20 protein-coding genes and 1 pseudogene are annotated in these 19,500 nt (G+C 40.3%); 15 read left to right on the top strand and 6 right to left on the bottom strand.

What is annotated here, in order from left to right; genetic code table 11:
* Positions 1-6 precede the first annotated feature (6 nt).
* The gene (gene rpsB, locus SYJ56_RS20685) at positions 7-768 is read left to right on the top strand and encodes a 30S ribosomal protein S2 (RefSeq protein WP_323837493.1); all 762 of its coding nucleotides are present in this window, start codon (positions 7-9) and stop codon (positions 766-768) included.
* Positions 769-965: 197 nt separating this feature from the next.
* Positions 966-1,796: a translation elongation factor Ts gene (gene tsf, locus SYJ56_RS20680; RefSeq protein ID WP_323837491.1), complete on the top strand. Its 831-nt coding sequence runs from the start codon at positions 966-968 to the stop codon at positions 1,794-1,796.
* A 125-nt stretch (positions 1,797-1,921) separates the two neighbouring features.
* Here tsf and thiL read toward each other — a convergent pair whose 3' ends face one another.
* Together thiL and mce are read right to left on the bottom strand one after the other, a co-directional pair.
* Positions 1,922-2,950, bottom strand: coding sequence for a thiamine-phosphate kinase (thiL, locus tag SYJ56_RS20675; protein ID WP_323837489.1), 1,029 nt, complete (start codon positions 2,948-2,950; stop codon positions 1,922-1,924).
* 132 nt (positions 2,951-3,082) lie between these two features.
* Positions 3,083-3,484, bottom strand: a complete 402-nt coding sequence (gene mce, locus SYJ56_RS20670; RefSeq protein ID WP_323837487.1) for a methylmalonyl-CoA epimerase — start codon at positions 3,482-3,484, stop codon at positions 3,083-3,085.
* A gap of 83 nt (positions 3,485-3,567) precedes the next feature.
* On the opposite strand from mce, the gene SYJ56_RS20665 reads away from it, so the two are divergent.
* The 5 genes from SYJ56_RS20665 to SYJ56_RS20645 all read left to right on the top strand — a co-directional run bounded on the left by SYJ56_RS20665 (position 3,568) and on the right by SYJ56_RS20645 (position 9,307).
* Positions 3,568-3,894, top strand: coding sequence for a HesB/IscA family protein (locus SYJ56_RS20665; protein WP_323837485.1), 327 nt, complete (start codon positions 3,568-3,570; stop codon positions 3,892-3,894).
* A gap of 108 nt (positions 3,895-4,002) precedes the next feature.
* On the top strand, positions 4,003-5,103 hold the full coding sequence (gene gcvT / locus SYJ56_RS20660; RefSeq protein WP_323837484.1) for a glycine cleavage system aminomethyltransferase GcvT: 1,101 nt from the start codon (positions 4,003-4,005) through the stop codon (positions 5,101-5,103).
* 116 nt (positions 5,104-5,219) lie between these two features.
* Positions 5,220-5,933, top strand: a complete 714-nt coding sequence (locus SYJ56_RS20655; protein WP_323837483.1) for a 2-phosphosulfolactate phosphatase — start codon at positions 5,220-5,222, stop codon at positions 5,931-5,933.
* A 299-nt stretch (positions 5,934-6,232) separates the two neighbouring features.
* On the top strand, positions 6,233-7,711 hold the full coding sequence (locus tag SYJ56_RS20650) for an alpha-amylase (protein WP_323837482.1): 1,479 nt from the start codon (positions 6,233-6,235) through the stop codon (positions 7,709-7,711).
* A gap of 117 nt (positions 7,712-7,828) precedes the next feature.
* Positions 7,829-9,307: a sulfatase gene (locus SYJ56_RS20645; RefSeq protein WP_323837480.1), complete on the top strand. Its 1,479-nt coding sequence runs from the start codon at positions 7,829-7,831 to the stop codon at positions 9,305-9,307.
* A gap of 8 nt (positions 9,308-9,315) precedes the next feature.
* Here SYJ56_RS20645 and SYJ56_RS20640 read toward each other — a convergent pair whose 3' ends face one another.
* Entirely contained in the window at positions 9,316-9,654 is a 339-nt protein-coding gene (locus SYJ56_RS20640) for a nucleotide pyrophosphohydrolase (protein WP_323837478.1), read from the bottom strand.
* Between the two features lie 158 nt (positions 9,655-9,812).
* Here SYJ56_RS20640 and SYJ56_RS20635 point away from each other — a divergent pair, with 158 nt between their 5' ends.
* The 3 genes from SYJ56_RS20635 (at position 9,813) to SYJ56_RS20625 (ending at position 13,064) form a co-directional block, all read left to right on the top strand.
* A complete protein-coding gene (locus SYJ56_RS20635; RefSeq protein ID WP_323837476.1) occupies positions 9,813-10,913 on the top strand; it encodes a VanZ family protein in 1,101 nt (366 codons plus the stop codon).
* Between the two features lie 137 nt (positions 10,914-11,050).
* Complete coding sequence (locus SYJ56_RS20630) at positions 11,051-12,613, top strand: M81 family metallopeptidase (RefSeq protein ID WP_323837474.1); 1,563 nt, start codon at positions 11,051-11,053, stop codon at positions 12,611-12,613.
* A 70-nt stretch (positions 12,614-12,683) separates the two neighbouring features.
* A complete protein-coding gene (locus tag SYJ56_RS20625; protein ID WP_323837472.1) occupies positions 12,684-13,064 on the top strand; it encodes an iron chaperone in 381 nt (126 codons plus the stop codon).
* Here SYJ56_RS20625 and SYJ56_RS20620 read toward each other — a convergent pair.
* From SYJ56_RS20620 to SYJ56_RS20610, 3 genes are all read right to left on the bottom strand, one after another.
* Positions 13,061-14,329, bottom strand: coding sequence for an aminotransferase class V-fold PLP-dependent enzyme (locus SYJ56_RS20620; RefSeq protein ID WP_323837470.1), 1,269 nt, complete (start codon positions 14,327-14,329; stop codon positions 13,061-13,063). The genes SYJ56_RS20625 and SYJ56_RS20620 overlap by 4 nt on opposite strands.
* 91 nt (positions 14,330-14,420) lie before the next feature.
* Positions 14,421-14,810: a PIN domain-containing protein gene (locus tag SYJ56_RS20615; protein ID WP_323837468.1), complete on the bottom strand. Its 390-nt coding sequence runs from the start codon at positions 14,808-14,810 to the stop codon at positions 14,421-14,423.
* The gene (locus SYJ56_RS20610; protein ID WP_323837466.1) at positions 14,807-15,013 is read right to left on the bottom strand and encodes a type II toxin-antitoxin system VapB family antitoxin; all 207 of its coding nucleotides are present in this window, start codon (positions 15,011-15,013) and stop codon (positions 14,807-14,809) included. The genes SYJ56_RS20615 and SYJ56_RS20610 overlap by 4 nt, the downstream gene beginning before the upstream one ends.
* Before the next feature lie 243 nt (positions 15,014-15,256).
* Here SYJ56_RS20610 and SYJ56_RS20605 point away from each other — a divergent pair, with 243 nt between their 5' ends.
* From SYJ56_RS20605 to SYJ56_RS20585, 5 genes and pseudogenes are all read left to right on the top strand, one after another.
* On the top strand, positions 15,257-15,541 hold the full coding sequence (locus SYJ56_RS20605) for an RNA polymerase alpha subunit C-terminal domain-containing protein (protein WP_323837464.1): 285 nt from the start codon (positions 15,257-15,259) through the stop codon (positions 15,539-15,541).
* Between the two features lie 38 nt (positions 15,542-15,579).
* Positions 15,580-16,548 (top strand): annotated as a pseudogene (locus tag SYJ56_RS20600) (alginate lyase family protein); the annotation flags it as partial.
* A 162-nt stretch (positions 16,549-16,710) separates the two neighbouring features.
* Positions 16,711-18,273, top strand: a complete 1,563-nt coding sequence (locus SYJ56_RS20595) for a hypothetical protein (RefSeq protein WP_416377823.1) — start codon at positions 16,711-16,713, stop codon at positions 18,271-18,273.
* Between the two features lie 103 nt (positions 18,274-18,376).
* Positions 18,377-18,604 carry a UPF0175 family protein gene (locus SYJ56_RS20590; RefSeq protein ID WP_323826224.1) on the top strand — a complete coding sequence of 76 codons (228 nt, stop codon included), beginning with the start codon at positions 18,377-18,379 and terminating at the stop codon, positions 18,602-18,604.
* A complete protein-coding gene (locus SYJ56_RS20585) occupies positions 18,597-19,064 on the top strand; it encodes a PIN domain-containing protein (RefSeq protein WP_323837462.1) in 468 nt (155 codons plus the stop codon). Before SYJ56_RS20590 ends, SYJ56_RS20585 begins: the two co-directional genes overlap by 8 nt.
* The last annotated feature ends 436 nt before the right edge of the window (positions 19,065-19,500 follow it).

The raw sequence follows: 19,500 nt of genomic DNA, 5'->3' as shown, positions 1-19,500 counted from the left end.
TTTATAATGGCAAAATTAGAATATAAAGACTTACTAGATGCTGGTGTTCACTTCGGACACTTGACGAGAAAGTGGGATCCAAGAATGTCTCCATACATTTTCATGGAGAAAAATGGTATCCACATTATCGATCTTAACAAAACGCTTGTATGCCTCGACGAAGCATCTAACGCAATCAAGCAAATCGTACGTTCAGGCAAAAAAGTGATGTTCGTTGCTACTAAGAAGCAAGCGAAAGATCTTGTAGCTACTGAAGCGAAAAGACTTAACATGCCTTTCGTAACTGAAAGATGGTTAGGTGGTATGTTGACCAACTTCGCGACTATCCGTAAATCATTGAAGAAAATGTCCGGTTTGGACAAATTGATGAAAGAGGAAGCTTACAAGAACCTTGCGAAAAAAGAGCGTTTGATGGTTTCCCGTCAGAAAGACAAAATGGAAGATGTTCTTGGCGGTATCGCTGACTTGAGCAGACTACCTGCTGCACTTTTCATCGTGGACATCAAAAGAGAACACATTGCAATTGCTGAGGCGAAAAAGCTTGGTATCCCTGTTTTCGCATTAGTAGATACGAACTCTAACCCGAACGAGGTAGATTTCCCAATCCCTGCTAATGACGATGCTTTCAAGTCCGTTTCTTTACTAGTTAAAGCGTTCGGCACAGCAATCGAAGAAGGTCTTTCAGAGCGTAAGAAAGACAAAGAAGAAGCTAAACTTTCTGAAGAGGAAGAGGCTAAGAAAGCTGTGGACGCCGAAACAAAAGAATAATCCACACCTTGATTTGAAATAAATAAAAATTGAACATCAGGTTTCGGCCTATGTTCAATTTTTTTGTTTTATCCTATCCTTCGAGGTGCCAGCCACCGAGAAGTATCTATAATAATCCTTCGGGCATTTGCTTTCTTCCGGAAGCAACCCTAAGGTTCCAAAAAATTTATCCCGTTTTATTTTAAACTGATAACACAATGGCAATTACTGCACAAGAAGTAAACAAATTGAGACAAATGACCGGTGCCGGTATGATGGATTGCAAAAAAGCTTTGACAGAATCAGAAGGCGATTTCGAAAAAGCTGTTGACATCCTCAGAAAGAAAGGTCAAAAAGTATCTGCTTCCAGAGCTGATCGTGAGACTAAAGAAGGTGTAGCTGTAACTAAAGTGTCTGAAAATGGTGCTAAAGGCGTATTGCTTACATTGACTTGTGAAACTGACTTCGTAGCTAAAAATGATGGATTCGTAAGCTTTGCTAATGAGTTGCTAGATCTTGCAGTAGCAAAAGGTGCTTCTTCTGTTGAAGAACTTTATGCACTTCCTATCGAAAACATAACTGTTGCTGAGAAAATCGTTGAAATGACTGGCAAAATAGGTGAGAAAATCGAAGTGTCTCATTTCGAAATCATCGAAGCTGAAACAGTAGTTCCTTACATCCACTCTAATGGTAAATTAGGTGTATTGGTAGGATTGACTAACACGGCCGGAACTGACGTAGAAGAAGCTGGTAAAGACGTTGCAATGCAAATTGCTGCCATGAATCCAGTGGCTCTTGATAAAGACGGAGTGGACTCTTCCGTAGTAGAAAGAGAAATCGAAGTAGGAAAAGAGCAAGCAAGAGCTGAAGGCAAACCTGAAGAAATGCTTGAAAAAATCGCTTTGGGCAAACTGAACAAGTTCTACAAAGAAAATACCTTGTTGAGCCAGTCTTTTGTAAAAGACAATAACAAAACTATAGCTCAATACCTTGATGGTATCAGCAAAGGAATGACTGTTTCTGCATTCAAAAGAGTATCTATCGGTTAATCCGAATTAGATTCTAAATTATAAAAAAACCTCTTCAATTAATTTTGAAGAGTTTTTTTTAAGAATCCTTAAGATATGGCAAGGTCCAAGTCTGAAGACTTGAACCAGAGTATTTTTTTTAATTTTCAAAAGTGCTTCCAGCCTTGAGCTTTGATTTGCACAGCAGTTCCACTTTTTGTAACTAGGAATTTGCCTTCTTCTGCCTTGGTGATATGTCCGATGAAGTGGATATCGGGATGCTTTTCTAGCTTCGCAAAGTCTTTCTGATCAATAGTGAATAGCAATTCATAATCTTCTCCTCCATTCATCACACAGGTGATCGGATCAAGACCTAACTCCACAGCAGTATCAAAAGTCTGTTTATCGATTGGTAGCTTATCTTCATAGATCATCGCTCCCACTCCAGAAGCTTTGCAGATATGGAAAATCTCAGAAGCCAGCCCATCCGAAATATCCATCATACTGGTAGGCACTACTTCCACCTCACGAAGTTCATGGATAATATCCACTCGGGCATCCGGCTTAAGCTGACGAGCAGTCACTAAGGTATATTTCCCCAAGTCTGGCTCCATATCAGGATTGGCCAGAAAGACTTCCTTTTCACGCTCCAAAACCTGTAATCCAACCAAGGCAGCACCAAGATCACCGGTTACACAAAGGATATCATTTTCCTTTGCTCCTGACCTATAAGAAATTTGCTCAGGTTTAGCTTCACCGATGGCAGTCACAGAGATCACCAAACCACTCCTAGATGCAGTAGTATCTCCACCGATCAGATCAACACCATAATGCTCACATGCCGCATGAATACCTTCATATAGGGCATCAATCGCTTCAACAGAGAACCGATTGGAAAGCGCAATACTTACAGTGACCTGCTTAGGAACAGCATTCATAGCTGCTACATCGGATACATTCACGGCAACAGCCTTGAAACCCAAGTGAGGCAAAGGAGCATAGGACAAATCAAAATGTACTCCTTCTACCAATAGGTCTGTGGTAACAACCTTGACCATATCTCCAGCTTCAATCACTGCGGCATCATCTCCAATACCTTTTAGTGTACTGGGATTTTTAATAATTACTTTTTCATTCAGATGATCGATCAAGCCGAACTCACCCAAATCACTTATTTCTGTTCTATTTTCTGACATATTTTTCCCTCCCGTAAAGGCGCAGAGGCGCTAAGTTTTAAATCAACTAATTTTTCGCAATTCGATGTTGCTGAAACCAATTTTCAAATCTTCCAATTTTGAATTGATAATGATGAATGATGAATAGTGAAGTCAATCCCTCTCCTGACACAACTCAATCAATACCCCATTCGTGCTTCTAGGATGCAAAAATACCACTAATTTATTGTCTGCCCCTAGTTTCGGCGTTTCATTCAGGATTTCGAAACCCGCATCTTTTAACCTTTTTACTTCAGCCAAAATATCCTCTACATCAAATGCAATATGATGAACCCCTTCAGATCTACTTCCTAAGTATTTGGTAATCGGACTTGCTTCATCTGTCGCTTGAAGCAGTTCAACTTTGGTTTCTCCTACTTGAAAAAAAGATGTAGACACTTTTTCTCCCTCCACTTCCTCAGTTTTGAAGTGCCCCTTCCCCAGTAGTTTCGCAAACAATGCATTGGATTTCTCCAGGTCCCTCACTGCTATGCCGATGTGCTCAATTTTCCTCATGTTTAAATTTGCTATATTTGCAATGAATCTTTTCAGGGAAATGTCTGTTTTCCCCATACTTCAATTTAAGACAAAGTAAAGATATGATAATCGTTTCTGACAAAGCCAAAGAGCGTATCCTACAGCTCAAAAAAGAGGAAGGACGCGCAGAAAATGAAAATATACGTGTTTCGGTGAAAGGTGGCGGCTGTTCAGGCCTGATGTATGATTTGGGATTTGATGGTGCACAAGTAGATACAGATCACGTTTTTGAGGATAAAGGAGTGAAAATCCTAGTAGATAGGAAGAGCTTACTTTACCTAGCAGGGACAACGCTGGAATTTACCGATGGACTCAACGGCAAAGGATTTCAATTTGTCAATCCAAATGCAAGTAGAACCTGCGGATGTGGAGAAAGCTTCTCCGTGTAAACTGAAATTCTATCTAATTTATTAGAAGGCAACCCCATCAGGTTGCCTTTTTTAGTACATTTTTCACCTCAATCCTTACCTTTGCGCACTAGAAATTTAACCCAGATTATGGAAGAGCAAATCAAAAAAATCCAACTCAATGACTTGCACGTTGCCCTTGGTGGCAAAATGGTGCCTTTTGCAGGCTACAACATGCCTGTGCGATACAGTTCTGACAATGAAGAGCACCTCTGTGTGAGAAATGGCGTTGGCGTTTTTGATGTCTCCCACATGGGTGAATTCATGGTAGAAGGCCCTGAGGCTTTAAACCTGATCCAAAAAGTTACTTCAAACGATGCTTCCAAAATTGTTGATGGACAAGCCCAGTATTCCTGCTTTCCAAATGAAACAGGAGGAATCGTAGATGATCTGATCGTTTACAAATTTGAAGACGAGAAATACATGCTTGTGGTGAATGCGTCAAACATTGACAAAGATTGGGATTGGGTAAATAAGCACAATACCATGGGTGCTAAGCTCACTAATATCTCAGACGAGATTTCACTTTTTGCTATTCAGGGGCCAAAAGCTATTGAAGCAGTACAAGCCTTGACCCCCATTAACCTTTCTGATGTGAAATTCTATCATTTCACTGTAGGAGAATTTGCCGGAGTTCAGGATGTGATTATTTCTGGAACTGGCTATACCGGAGCTGGTGGTTTTGAGATCTATGTGAAAAATGAAGATGCTGAGAAGGTTTGGAAGGCAATTTTCGAAGCTGGAAAAGATTTTGACATCAAGCCAATCGGCCTTGGAGCAAGAGACACCCTCCGAATGGAAATGGGCTATTGTCTATACGGAAATGATATCACAGATACTACATCTCCATTGGAAGCTGGTTTGGGTTGGATCACCAAGTTCACCAAAGATTTCACTAATTCTGAAGCACTAAAAGCTCAGAAAGAAGCAGGTGTTTCAAAGAAATTGGTAGGATTTGTCATGCAGGAAAGAGGTATTCCAAGAGGTCATTATCTTATAGTGGATGCTGCCGGTGAAGTGATCGGAGAAGTAACCTCAGGGACACAATCTCCAAGCATGAGCGTAGGAATCGGTTTAGGTTATGTGAAAACTGACTTCAGTAAAGCTGGAACGGAAATTTTCATACAGGTAAGAAACAAGAACCTTAAAGCTCAAGTGGAAAAACTCCCACTATTGAAAGCCAAAAAATGAAATCGAGCATGACTCAGCGTCACACAGAAGGATGATTTTAAGAACTGCAAGATCCCTCCCGATAGCTCCCGATAATTATCGGGATGGGATGACCTTTGAAAAACAATTGTAAACAGATGAAACAAGTAGAAATCTGCTTTAGTCCGGAATTAATTCATTTGCATGAGCTGCAAGACAAACTGGTAGTAGTGGTTGATATTTTTCGCGCCACGTCCACTATGGTAGCAGCGTTGGCAAATGGAATTTCTGAAATAAAGACCTGCGCTGACCTCGAAGAATGTAGAGCCATGGCATCCGCAGGTTATTTAATTGCAGGCGAAAGAAATGGTATAAGAGCAGAGGGATTCCTATTAGGAAACTCTCCACTAGCCTATCTTTCTGGTGATTTTCAAAACCAAAAGCTCGCTATGACGACGACTAATGGCACACTGGCAATTTCTAAATCTATTGGGGCTGACGAAATCCTAGTGGGTGCTTTTCCTAATCTTCAAGCAACTGTCAATTACATTCAATCTAGAAATAAGGACGTATTGATCCATTGTGCGGGTTGGAAAGGAAAATTCAATCTGGAGGACTCACTTTATGCCGGAGCATTGGTAAAAGCCCTTGAAGCGACTCATGATGCGGAGGATGACGGGGCTATCGCAATGAAATCCCTATATGAGAAAGAAGGTCATGATTTGAAAGGTTTTCTATCCCAAGCTTCACACGCCAAACGACTTCAAAATCATAACATCGATTCAGATATTGACTTTTGCTTGACTTTGGATCTGTTTTCATTAGTGGGAAAAGTAGAGGACGAGACCTTGTTAGCGATTGAAAGCTGGTAAAAACCAAACCAAAAAAACATCGCTTCAAAAACCCAATAGTATTCCTATTGGGTTTTTGCTTTTTGCCCCTGATTTCACCGATTTTTCAACAACTAATTGCCTCACAAGGAATTAGTTAAACTCTCCACTGGATTTGGCGTTTACCGTTAAACTTAACCACTAAACCACCCAACTTTCAGTTATGAAATCAAGCATGACGGAAGCGACACACAGAGGAATGATTATTTGCCATGCGAGATTCCATCCCGTTTCCTTCGTCACGGGACAGGTTATGGCCTTTGAAAGAAAATTATAAACACATGAAAAACGGTACAATGATGCAATTTTTCCATTGGTATTCCCCAGAAGATACGCTTTGGAAAGAAGTAAAAGAGAAGGCAGAATATCTGGGGAATTTGGGAATCACTAGCGTTTGGCTTCCTCCAGCTTCCAAAGGACAACTTGGAGGTATGAGCGTAGGATATGATTCCTACGACCTATTCGACTTGGGGGAATTTGACCAGAAAGGAAGTGTAAGAACTAAATATGGCACTAAAGATGAATTCCTAGAAGCAACTCAAGCATTGCATGATCGCGGCGTTCAGGTTATTGTTGATTTTGTTTTAAACCACAAAGCCGGTGGAGATGAATCAGAATTAGTACAAGCCGTGCGGGTGAAAGAAGAAAATCGTCTGAAAAACACTTCTGAACCTTTTGAAATCGAGGCATATACTCGATTTAAATTCCCCGGAAGAAATGGCATCTATTCGGATTTTATTTGGGATAGACATTGCTTCACTGGTGTAGACTATGATCATCGCAATCAGGAGCACGGTATATTCAATCTGCTAAGCGAGTATGGGGACGATTGGGAGAAAATGGTCGATGACGAAAAGGGGAATTATGATTTCCTTATGTTCTGTGACATTGACTTTAGAAATCCAGCGGTAAGAGACGAAATTCTAAAATATGCACTTTGGCTCCATGAACTTACCCATTACGACGGCGTGAGACTTGATGCAGTAAAGCATATAGCGCCTGGCTATTTCAAGGAACTACTTTATTTCATCAGAGAGAGAACAGGCAAAAACATATTTGCTGTTGGAGAATATTGGGCTCCAGGAAATCTAGAGTTGTTGACAAAATATATTGAGGCTACAGATGGCACAATGAGTTTATTCGATTCCGCTTTGCAGGATACTTTTCATAGGGCCTCTACAATGGGCAGTCAGTTTGACATGAGAGAGATTTTCACCAAATCACTTGCTTCCCATAGTCCAAAATTAGCGGTCACTTTAGTAGACAATCACGACACTCAACCACTTCAAGCGCTAGAAGCGCCTGTTGAATCATGGTTTAAGCCCATAGCATATGCTTTGATTTTACTCCGCCAAGACGGATACCCTTGCGTTTTCTATCCTGATCTCTTCGGTGCAAGCTACTGGGACAAAGGAGAAGACGGTAAGGATTACGAGATATTTATCGATAGGGTGGATGAATTAGAACCCATACTTTATGCAAGAAAAGATTTTGCTTTTGGTACACAGCGGGATTACTTCAATCAGCCAAATGCTATCGGCTGGACACGTGAGGGAGACGATGAACACGGTGGCTGTGCAGTTGTACTTTCAAATGCTGATGGTGCTACAATTTCCATGGAAATCGGATCTCGCTTTGCTGGAAAGAAATTCAAAGATATGCTAGGGAAAATTCCCGATGAGGTTTGGGTAAATGAATCAGGTTGGGCAGATTTTCACTGCGCACCAGGATCAGTTTCCGTGTGGACTGAGGTGAATTAAAATAGATAAGAGGTGGTGAAGTATTCACCACCTCTTATCTATTTTTTCGGCTTTTTCAATTCACCTTTCATCTTACCGGCAAACACACTAGCTTAAGCTGTTGAAACAAAGGTGAACATGGATTTTAAACTTTTAAAAAAGGCAATTGTCATTATATTCCTAGGCCAAAGCTATTTGCCAAGCTTTGCCCAAACAAATAAACCCAATGTCCTTTTTATTGCTGTAGATGATTTGAGAGCTGAATTGGGACATTTTGAGAACAGCTCCATCATCACTCCAAATCTCGACAAACTAGCATCCGAGGGAGTAAGTTTCATCAATCACTTTGTACAGGTTCCGACTTGCGGTGCGTCCCGTGCAGCTTTTCTCACTGGTAAAAGACCTATCCGAACAGCTGAATTGGGTAATTACATCATGTTCGATGAATTCCCCAATAAACCTGACTCGGAAATACCAGAAACATTCATCCATCATCTCAGAAGAAACGGCTATTACACTGTAGGAATCGGGAAGATTTCCCATTCCACAGATGGCTATGTTTACGGGTACGAAGAGGCGGTTTCTGAGCAAAGAGAATTGCCTTATAGTTGGGATGAATTACTTTTCGATAGTGGGAAATGGGGAACTGGCTGGAATGCGTTTTTAGGATATGCAGATGGGGGAAATCGTGAAAGCATGAAAAAGCAAGTCAAACCTTACGAAGCTGGTGAAGTAGATGATCTTGGCTATCCAGATGGACTTACTACTCAATTGGCAATCAAAACGCTACGAAAACTAAAGGATCAATCAGAGCCATTTTTTCTGGGTGTCGGACTATTCAAGCCTCACTTACCTTTCACCTCTCCCAAAAAATATTGGGATCTATATAATGAGGAAGATATTCCTCTGGCCAAAAATCCCGCAATACCTCAACATATTTCTACCACTAGTCTGATGCCAAGCAGTGAATTTAACCAATATGCGCTTGGTGAAGAAAAAGCCGGAGTGAATAAGCAACTTTCTGAAGCTTATGCCAGGAAAATCAAGCATGCGTATTATGCTGCCGCTAGTTATTCAGATGCGCAGATTGGGTTGATCTTAGATGAGCTGAAAGCGCTAGATTTGGATCAAAACACCATTGTGATCATTTGGGGAGATCATGGTTGGCACTTAGGTGAACAGCAGATTTGGGGGAAGCATACGCTTTTTGAAAATGCACTAAACAGCGCCTTAATATTTAAAATCCCAGGATCTAAAGTCAGTAAAATTGATAATTCCATTGTGGAATCTGTGGATATTTATCCTACACTTATGGAATTGGTAGGAATTGAGAGTCATTCTGGATTGGACGGAGAAAGTTTTGCCAATTTGCTGAAAACCAAAAAATCTCAGATGGGAAACATAGCCTATTCTTACTATAACAAGGGAATATCTATGCGTACAGATCGCTATAGACTCACAAAATACTTTAGAGAAGCTGAGCCAACTATTGAATTGTATGATCATCAGACTGATCCTCTAGAGTCAGTGAATATTGCAGCAGAAAATCCTGAAATTGTCGCTGAATTGTTGCCTTTGCTGGAAAAAGGAAATACGGGATTGTACGACAAAAAGTAAGGTTTCTCTTATTTCAATTTCTCATTGTTCCTGTGTCGATCAATGTCCCTGATATTCTTTTTCTCGAAGTTTTTTTTCATAGCTTCGGTTAAGTCCACGCCCGTTTGATTAGCTAGACAAATCAGAACCCACATCACATCCGCCATTTCATCCGCAAGATCCTTTCCTTTGTCTGATTCTTTGAAAGATTGCTCTCCATAAGTTCTGGACATGATCCGCGCCAATTCCCCTACTTCTTCCATCAAAATGGTCATATTGGTCAACTCATTGAAATAGCGAACCCCAACTGTTTTGATCCATTGATCTACTTGCTCTTGTGCTTCTGAAATAGTGATATCCTCTTTCATAGTATTTAAGTTGATTTGCCAAAATTAACATTCTATATATTTACAATTGGTCAAATCTTCAGCTAAAAGGATCGGTTATTGCAGAAAAACATTCTTTTGATAAATGGGAAGAAAGATGGTGGAACTTCCAGTCCATTACATCAGCAAAAACAGATTTCATGAACAATTATTTTGAAGCCATTCGAACTTCAATTCTTTATTTTCCTTTGATAGCTTTGTTAAGCATTGTGCCCTTTGTCTATTTCCAGTATAGGAAAACTGGCTATGTGCAGTTTAACAGAAGTTTAGTATTCTACATTTTCGCATTTTATGCAATGACTGCATTCTTTCTAACCGTTCTTCCACTTCCCGAGATTACAGAAGGTTTTTGTGAACGAAGAATTGGCAAAGTCATCCCGAGTTTCTTTCCGTTTCGATTTGTAAAAGATACGTTCAGAGAAGTTCGGGGCAATATTTCACTTTTTAGTATTGTAAAAAGTTCAACCTTTATGGTTACTGCATTCAATGTCTTGTTGCTGATGCCACTTGGCTTCTTTCTTAGATACCTATTTCAAATTAAAAATGCAGGCATAGCAGCTATGATTGGATTCTTGGCCTCGCTATTTTTTGAAATCACTCAACTCACAGCCCTTTATGGATTGTACCCTTGTAGATATAGGCATTTTGAAGTAGATGATTTGATTACCAATACTTTTGGATGCTTTATTGGATTTGTGATTGCTAGATATTCTAACGTACTACCAAACGTATCTCGTAAACCATTGATGAATCTGTCAGAAGTCACCTTGACTCAGCGATTCTTAGCTATTTTCGTTGACTCGCTACTGGTGATATTATTTGCCTCATACATCATAGAGGGACTTTCTGAAAATATATGGCTACTATCTCTGATGAAAATAGGCCTCATTTTTTTCTATTTTATTTTCGTTAGTAAAATTACCGATGGGCAGACTTTGGGCAAAAAGTTACTCGGAATACGGATTATCAGAATGGATGGTCTTAAGTTGACTTATAAAGATCTGATCGCGAGATATGGTATATTTTTGATTCTCCCTTTCTTAGTGGGAGAAGTTTCTAGGTTCTTGATTGACACCCGCTTTGACGATAAACTCTATCTATTCCTATATCTACTTTTCTTGGCCATATGGTTTTTCGGAACTGTAATGGTGACTTTTATTCGAAAGGATCACCGAGGTTGGCTGGATAGATTTGCACATACCACACAGGTATTGGCTAATCAGAAGAATGTTAAACCGTAGTGCTTTTCATAAATTATTAAATTAGAATCAAACTATTCTTAGAAATTTTTGTGAATGTTTTGGTATACTATCTTAACTTGAACACTGTAAATGTATACCTATCCTTTTCATCGGAAAACAAAAGCACTCCCTAACTCATGAGAAATTACATTTCCCTTCTTCTATTTATCCTGTTATATACTACATCCTGCTCCACCAAGGAAGATTCAACAAGGTTCCCTCGTATTGCCATCGCAGGCTTAGCGATAGAGTCAAGCACTTTTTCTCCTGCTACCAGTGATGTGGCCGCCTTCCGTACCAGAGAAGGAGCAGATATTTTTAATTATTATCCCTTCCTGGATTCAGCTTCTGAAAATAGAGCAAGAGCAGAATGGTTTCCTACGTTGAGAGGCCATGCCATTCCTGGGGGGATCGTAACTAGAGAAGCTTATGAAGAGCTTGTAGGCAAAACATTAGATATGCTTAAGGAAAACCTGCCTTACGATGGCCTTTTCTTCGATATTCATGGTGCAATGAGTGTGGTGGGATTGGATGACCCGGAAGGGGATTTTATCATTCGGGTCCGTGAAGTGGTAGGGCCAAAAACGTTAATCTCAACCTCTATGGATTTACATGGAAATGTCTCCTGGAGATTGGCTGAAAACACAGATCTGATCACTTGCTACAGAATGGCTCCTCATGAAGATGCGCTGGAATCGAAGCAACGGGCAGTGGAAAATATGATAGATCGATTAGAGAGTGGAAAAGGAAAACCTGCTTATAAAGCTTGGGTCCCTGTTCCGATCCTGCTACCCGGCGAAAAAACAAGTACCAGAATTGATCCCGGTAAAAGTCTCTATGCGAAAGTAGATCCCATGACCAAAAAAGACGGCGTAATCGATGCGGCGATTTGGATCGGCTATGCCTGGGCGGATGAACCTCGAAATCATGCAGTGGTAATGGTCACTGGGGATGATGAAAAAGCTGTGACGGAGTCAGCCGAGGAACTTGCACAGAATTTTTGGGATGTTCGGAATGAATTTGAATTTGTAGCGCCAGTTGCTACTTTGGAAGAAAGTTTGGATATGGCGATTGCCAGTGACAAAAAGCCATTTATGATCAGCGACATGGGGGATAATCCGACTGCAGGTGGAGCTGGAGATGTAACCTGGACGTTGACAGAAATACTAAAGAGACCTGAATTCAAATCAGAAAATGGCCCAACATTGATTTATGCTTCTATCCCGGGTCCTGATTTCGTAGAAAAAGCAATAGCAGCGGGAGTAGGTGGGAAAGTAGAAGGCACAGCGGGAGCGGCAATTGATGATAGATTTGCTCCTCCGGTAATGCTGAAAGGAACTGTGGAAGCAATCAAAGAAGGTGACGGAGTAGCGGAAGTTGAGGTTGTCGTGAAAGTTGGTTCAGTCCATGTGATCGTGACCAAAAAGCGCAAGCCATATCATAACGAAAGTGACTTTACAAACCTTGGTTTAAAACCACGAGAAGCTGATATCGTAGTAGTGAAAATCGGCTATTTAGTCCCTGAATTGTATGAAATGCGAGCAGATTGGATTATGGCACTAACACCTGGCGGAGTAGACCAGGATCTAGAGAGATTAGGTTATAAGCGTATCAATCGCCCTATGTTCCCTTTGGATAAGGACATGGAAGATCCGGATTTGAGTGCTAAATTGGTGCCTGCTGCAGATGAGCTAGACTAAAGTCAAAAACTGATTTTTAAAACTTTATGAGAATAAAAGCCTAAAATCTAATAGCTAACTACTTTAGAACATGATGAACGCAAAACCCTCCTCCGTAGAAGAATATCTTAGCTGGTGCTCTCCTGAAATTCGGGAAAAGCTTGAGCAAATGCGGGCGACTATCTTGAAGGCTATCCCTAAAGCCAAAGAAGTAATCAGCTACCATATGCCAGCATATAAAACCTCTGAGGTGTTGGTTTATTTCGCAGCTGCAAAAAAGCACATCGGCTTTTATCCTACGAACAGTGGTGTAAGCGAATTCAAAAAAGAACTTAAGAAATACGTGACTTCTAAAGGTGCCATTCAATTCCCACTGGACAAACCCTTACCGCTTGATTTAATCATGGCAATTAGCCAGTTTAGATTTCTTGAGGTTGAAGAAAAAGTAAAACTCAAAAAGCAAAAACCTTAACTCAATATCCTTTTAGACGCTGCTAGAAAGTTGTCTATTTCCTCCTTGCTGTTGTAGATATGAGTGGAAATTCGAATCGCATCCAGTTTACTCTCGGGGACCTGACGTATTCGAAAACCTTCCTGGCTTATCAAACCGGCAACTTGCTGATAATCCATATTCTTCGGTTTGAATGTAACCATACTAATGCGGGATTCTGGCTCACGAGGACTTAAAATAGCCAACTTCGAATTCATTTCAGCTAGCCCTTCAAACAAGTATTGATTTAGCTCCCGTACTCTGCTTTCAATTCTCCCTTTACCTATTTCCCTATGGAAATTCGTGGCTGCTACAGCACCTACCATCATGGGTAAACTTTGGCTTCCATAGTCAAACCTATGTGCAGTAGGCACATAGCCTTTGAACTCTGGCGGGTTTTGATGCATATCCCAACCCAAATCAGAATATGCCCCAACATGATAAGCTTGAACTTGTTCTAAAATCTCCTCCCTCACATATAGAAATCCTGTTCCATTTGGCCCCAAAACCCATTTATGATAGCTGCTTGCATATAAGTCACAACCCAGTTCTTTCAGGTTAAGATCAAATGTTCCTGATCCATGTGCTCCATCAATCGCAGTAAATATCCCTTTTCTTCTAGCAAAAGCTGAAATCTCTTTGATCGGAAAAACCAATCCTGTGGTGCAAGTGATATGTGGTATTGCGATCACTTTTGTTTTGGGAGTCACAAGGCTTTTGATAAAGTCCAGATTCTCTGCTTGTGTAGCTTTGGGCTCAAAAGGCTTCAAGACAATTCCATGCAATTTTGCTCGATTTAGCCAAGGCAATGCATTCCCCACATGCTCATGCAAGGTGATAATCACTTCATCTCCCGTTTGCAGCGGAAGTCCCCAAGCCATAATATTGATACCCTCAGTAGTATTATGGGTAAGTGAAATCTCAGAAGTTTTGATTCCCACAAATGCAGCCAACTTCTCCCGCTCAGACTCAATATGACCATATTCTCCTCTGGTATTTGTCTCGACAAAGGAATTTTGCAAAGCTTCCAAAACCACAGTTGGAGAAGGTCCAAAGGTTCCGTTGTTCAAGTATACCCTATTGTCTTGCAAGGGAAATTTTTTACGTAAATCACCCCAAAATTCTTCTCCTTGCAGAAAGTGATTTATTGATTTTGGAGTAATATGAGTTGGAAAATTAAAGGAGACTAAGCTTGGAATGGCTATTCCTGCACTGAGTTTATGGAGAAATGATCTTCTGCTTGTCATAAGGCTGGAGCTTTCATATGAGTTAGGGAATGATTTCCAAAAAATCAAAAGGAAAACTACCAGCTAGTCAAAAAACTGGTTGACCGGAAAATCACCTAAAGCCTGAAAAAACATACTTCTTGTCCACAAACCCTAAAATTTTCTTATCCAGAGTCCATATTTCTAAGTCAAGACTTATTGACGTCGAAATAATAATAGAATCAATCAATCCTATTCCTCGATCCAAAAGCTTATTTTCTCTTGAAAAAATTCCCGCTTGATATATTAATCCAGGGCTATCCAGAATAATCATTTGCCCAAAAAACCTATCAATCATTTCAATCTCCCTTTTGCCTTTTGCTCCTTGCATGAGTTCTGCAAAAATCAATTCTATTGAGAAAATTTGCGCACGATCAATGACATCCAAGAAGGTCTCAAAATATAGCGGGTTTGCCTTAAAAAACTCTATCCAGACGGAAGTATCAATCAATACCCGATTCATTCCTGATTCAAATCACGAATCTGCCGAGCGCCATAAGTAAATTCCAAAGGCTCCGCTGCAATGCTATCAGAATAATTCCGCATTAGTTTTCGGGATCGGTAGTCTTTCAAAGCAATTCTTAGTGCTTCAGTAATATTTTTAGCTCCTGAGATTTCCATCACATCTTGGATCAATTCATCTTCAATTAAAGCAGTGACTTTCATGTGTTTATATTTTGATTTTTAAGGTCACATGGAATCTCGCATGGTTGATAAACATACCTTGGTGTATCGCCTGCGTCATGCTCGATTTCATGACTTTATAGTTTTATATAAAAATACGAAAGGTTATCGTATCTAGTTTAATTTAGCAAAGTTTTCAGCACTCCCCTAATCATCTGGATCTAAATTCTATCAGACCACTTGAATTACTTATAATGTTATATTTAAAAAGAAAAGCTCATTTCTATGCCCCTCAAAACCTGCAAAAAAGGACATCAATTTTATAAAACCAGTGATTGTCCTACTTGCCCGATATGCGAAAAAGACAGAAAACCCGCTGAAGGTTTTATGTCTAAACTCTCCGATCCAGCCCGCCGAGCATTGGAGTCAAAGCAAATTGACAGAGTGGAAAAACTTGCAGAGTTCACTGAAAAGGAAATCCTCTTACTTCATGGAATGGGAAAAAACTCAATACCTAAACTAAAAGAGGCTCTTGAGGAGGTAGGTTTGACTTTCAAATCACCCGAATAAATTGCATCTTAAAGACTGCTTTAATTCCCATATCCAAAATGATTCAAAACCTTAATATCCTACTTTTAGCATTCACCTTTTTTATAAATCACCACCAGTTCGGGGCCGCTGAAACAGACTATTTCGCAAATGAACGAGCAAGAGTTATCCGCCTTGCAGAAGAATATAAAAGCCTAAAACCCATTACTGTGACTGCCCAAAGCAGTCCCCGAAGTGCAGGGGGAATCCATGATTTCTATTCTGAAGGAGATTATTGGTGGCTAGACCCAAAAAATCCAGATGGCCCGTACATTCAGCGGGACGGGTTGACCAATCCAGATAATTTCACCGCGCACCGTGAAGCCATGATTCGTTTAAGTCAGATTTCCGGAGCACTTGCTTCAGCATACCTGGTAACTAATGACGATGACTATGTTAAAGCTTTGGCCCCACATCTCAAGGCATGGTTCATAGACGAAGGCACAAAGATGAATCCAAATCTACTCTACGCCCAAGCCATCAAAGGCAAGGTAACAGGACGTGGCATTGGTATCATCGACACGATCCAACTTATGGAAGTGGCCAAGGCAATCGAAGCCGTGGAAGACTCGGAAGTAATTCCAAGTTCAGAAATTCAGCAGATGAAAGACTGGTTTGCAGAGTATCTGAAATGGATCACAGCCCATCCTTATGGAATAGATGAACGGGATCATGGCAACAATCACAGTGTGTGTTGGGCGATGCAAGCGGCGGTTTTCGCAAGACTTGTCGGAAATCAAGAAGTGCTGGAATATTGCAGAGAAATGTATAAAAAGGTGCTTCTCCCCGATCAAATGGCGGACGACGGCAGCTTCCCACTAGAACTCAAACGCACCAAATCTTATGGCTATTCTCTGTTCACCCTTGATGCTATGGCTACGCTCTGTCAGGTTTATGCAGATGATACCGAGAACCTATTCAATTACCAAACTCCTGACGGCAAATCACTCGCCTTAGGGATCTCATATCTCTACCCTTATGTGGTGGATAAAGACTATTGGCCTTACAAAAAAGACGTAATGTATTGGGATAATTGGCCTGTGCGACATTCCTTCTTACTTTTTGGTGGATTGGCGTACGATCAGGAGAAATACTTAAAACTCTGGAATTCACTCGATGCTGATTTTGATACGCCTGAAGTCATACGAAATATGCCTGTGAGATTTCCACTGCTTTGGGTTTCTGATAAAGATAAAATACAAGTTGGACAATCTACAAATCCTGATTTTGCAGCAAAATTAATAGCCGCGGGAGAAGTTCACTACAGTGACTTCGGTGCCAATGGTGATGGCAAGACTGATGATATGGATGCTATCACTGCTGCCCACTCCTTTGCCAACCAACATAGGCTGATGGTGAAAGCCGACGATGAAGCCACGTATTACATTGGTGGAAAGGATCGCACAGCCATTATCCAAACTGATACCGATTTTGGGACAGCATCATTCTTAATTGACGATACTGAAGTAGAAAATCGTACTGCACCTATTTTCAAGGTCAGTTCACGCCTTGCCCCATATAAACTCGAAGGAATAACCTCGCTTAAGAAAAATCAGGAGAAAATCGACATCGCATTACCAGCTCGCTCATTGATTACAGTTACTGATTCTAAAACCATGAGATACATTCGTTTTGGCCCGAACCAAAACAACGGGGCTCCCCAGACAGATATTTTTCTGGTTGATAAAGATGGCAATGTTGACAGGAATGCTCCTATTATTTGGGACTTCGACCAGATCACAGAAATTACTGCTCTTCCAATAGACGAGAAAACGCTCAATATCACAGGAGGCCGTTTTATCACAATTGCAAATCAAGAGGAATCGAAATACACTTATTACAGCCGAAACATATCCATACAGCGCTCCAGTGTTATCGTGGATGGTCTAGCACACCGCATCAAAGGCGAGGGAGAGCAAGGTGCCCCTTATAGCGGTTTTCTGAATATCAGTAACTGCACCAACGTAACTGTGAAAAACACCATCCTGACAGGACACAAAACCTACCAAACCATTGGTTCGGCTGGAAAGCCAGTTTCTATGGGTTCTTATGATATTATAGTAAATAAAGCCTTGAATGTTTCTTTTATTAATTGTAGCCAGACCAATGATATCGATGACCGAACCTTCTGGGGCATAATGGGTTCAAATTTCAGCAAAAACTTACTTTTTGATAACTGCACCTTGTCCCGCTTCGATGCACACATGGGCGTAGCCAATGCCACCATCCGCAACTCAACGCTCGGTCACATGGGAATCAATGCCATTGGCAGTGGGACATTTACTGTAGAGAATAGTATCATCAGTGGCAGAAGCCTTATCAATCTACGCCCCGACTATGGCAGTACTTGGCAAGGAAAGTTAATTATCCGGGATTGTACCTTCGTACCTGCAGGTAGCAGACCAATCAGCGCATCACTGATCAGTGGTTCCAATTCTGGTCAGCATGATTTCGGCTACACCTGCTATATGCCAGAACAGATCACTATCGAAAATCTTCATATCGACGATTCCAATCATCCTGAGGACTATCAGGGCCCTGCTATTTTCGGAAATTTCAATCCAGAAATGAAAGATGATTCTTACCAAGAAAAGTTTCCTTACGTGCTGACAAAGGAAGTAAGTCTAAAGAATGTGACTACTTCGAGTGGAAAAGAATTGAGAGTGAGTGAAAATGAGGTGATGTTTAAAGAGATTAAGGTAAAAACAAATTAGAATTACAAATTGTGGTCAGATCAGTTTTTAAGAAACTAACTAATCTGAAAGGCCATATTAACATCTTTGAAACTTTTAAGAACATTTTTATGTAAATTTCACTATGAAGACGATAACACTGAGAGTGCCGGAAAGCTTTGAATTGTCAGAACATGATTATCTAATGGCTTTGGCATCAAAGCTATATGAGGACGGAAAATTCTCTGCTGGACAGGCTGCCGAGTTGGTTGGTGTGTCTAAGCAAACCTTCATCGAAACTCTTGGCAAATACAATGTCTCACTTTTTAGTGAATCGATAGATGATTTAAACTCTGATATTGCAAATGCCTAGCAGCATTGTGATATCAGACACAAGCAGCCTAATTGTCCTCACCAAAATTGGTCAACTTGACCTTCTACGTCAATTATACTCCCAAATAATTACGCCCCCTGAAATTGTTTATGAATTTGGTAATCCTTTGCCAGATTGGATTCAAGTAATCAAAGTGAAAAATCTAGATCTGAAAAAATCCCTTGAACTTCAGTTAGATCTAGGAGAGGCAAGTGCAATCGCTTTAGCTCATGAAATCCCTGATTCAACTTTAATTCTTGATGATTTAAAAGGGAGGAAAATAGCCAAATTGCTAAAATTGAAATTCACAGGAACTCTTGGAATACTAGCAAAAGCCAAAAGTGAAGGTCTTATTCCAGCGTTAAAACCCGTTCTTGAAAAATTGCTAGAAACAAATTTCAGAGTTTCGAATCAGCTAATCGTAGAACTCTTGAAGAAATATGGTGAATTCCACAGTTGACATTAACTCCATAAATAGAAACATTCTGTTTAATTTACCTTATAATAATGTGAGAAGTCTCTTTAAAAAAACTCATTCATTTTTTCGAACCCAACATATTGAAATTGAAGGGATATGGTATGGCTTTTATTGGTACAATGAATCTGATTCTGAGTTCTTAAATAGTAAACGGATAAGTTTTACCGCCCAAATTTCACAAACTTCAGGAGCAATTGATTTTGTAGGAATAATTAAAGAATCTAAAGATGGTATACCGGAAAATGGGGAAATTTCTGGAAGAATAAAGGGGTTGATGATTCAATTCTCAAAAAAATACCGGAATTATTACGAACCTGAGTTCGATTAATAAAATGTAGAATTATTGGGAGGTGAATATAGATAGAACCAGTGTACTTGAGTATATTTAAGTATCTGAAATTCAAACATATACAAGCAG

The sequence above is a fragment of the Algoriphagus aurantiacus genome (assembly GCF_035156405.1).
GTDB lineage: Bacteria > Bacteroidota > Bacteroidia > Cytophagales > Cyclobacteriaceae > Algoriphagus > Algoriphagus aurantiacus.
The sequence above is the reverse complement of the archived record's forward strand: the minus strand, read 5'-3'. Positions and strand labels throughout refer to the sequence as shown.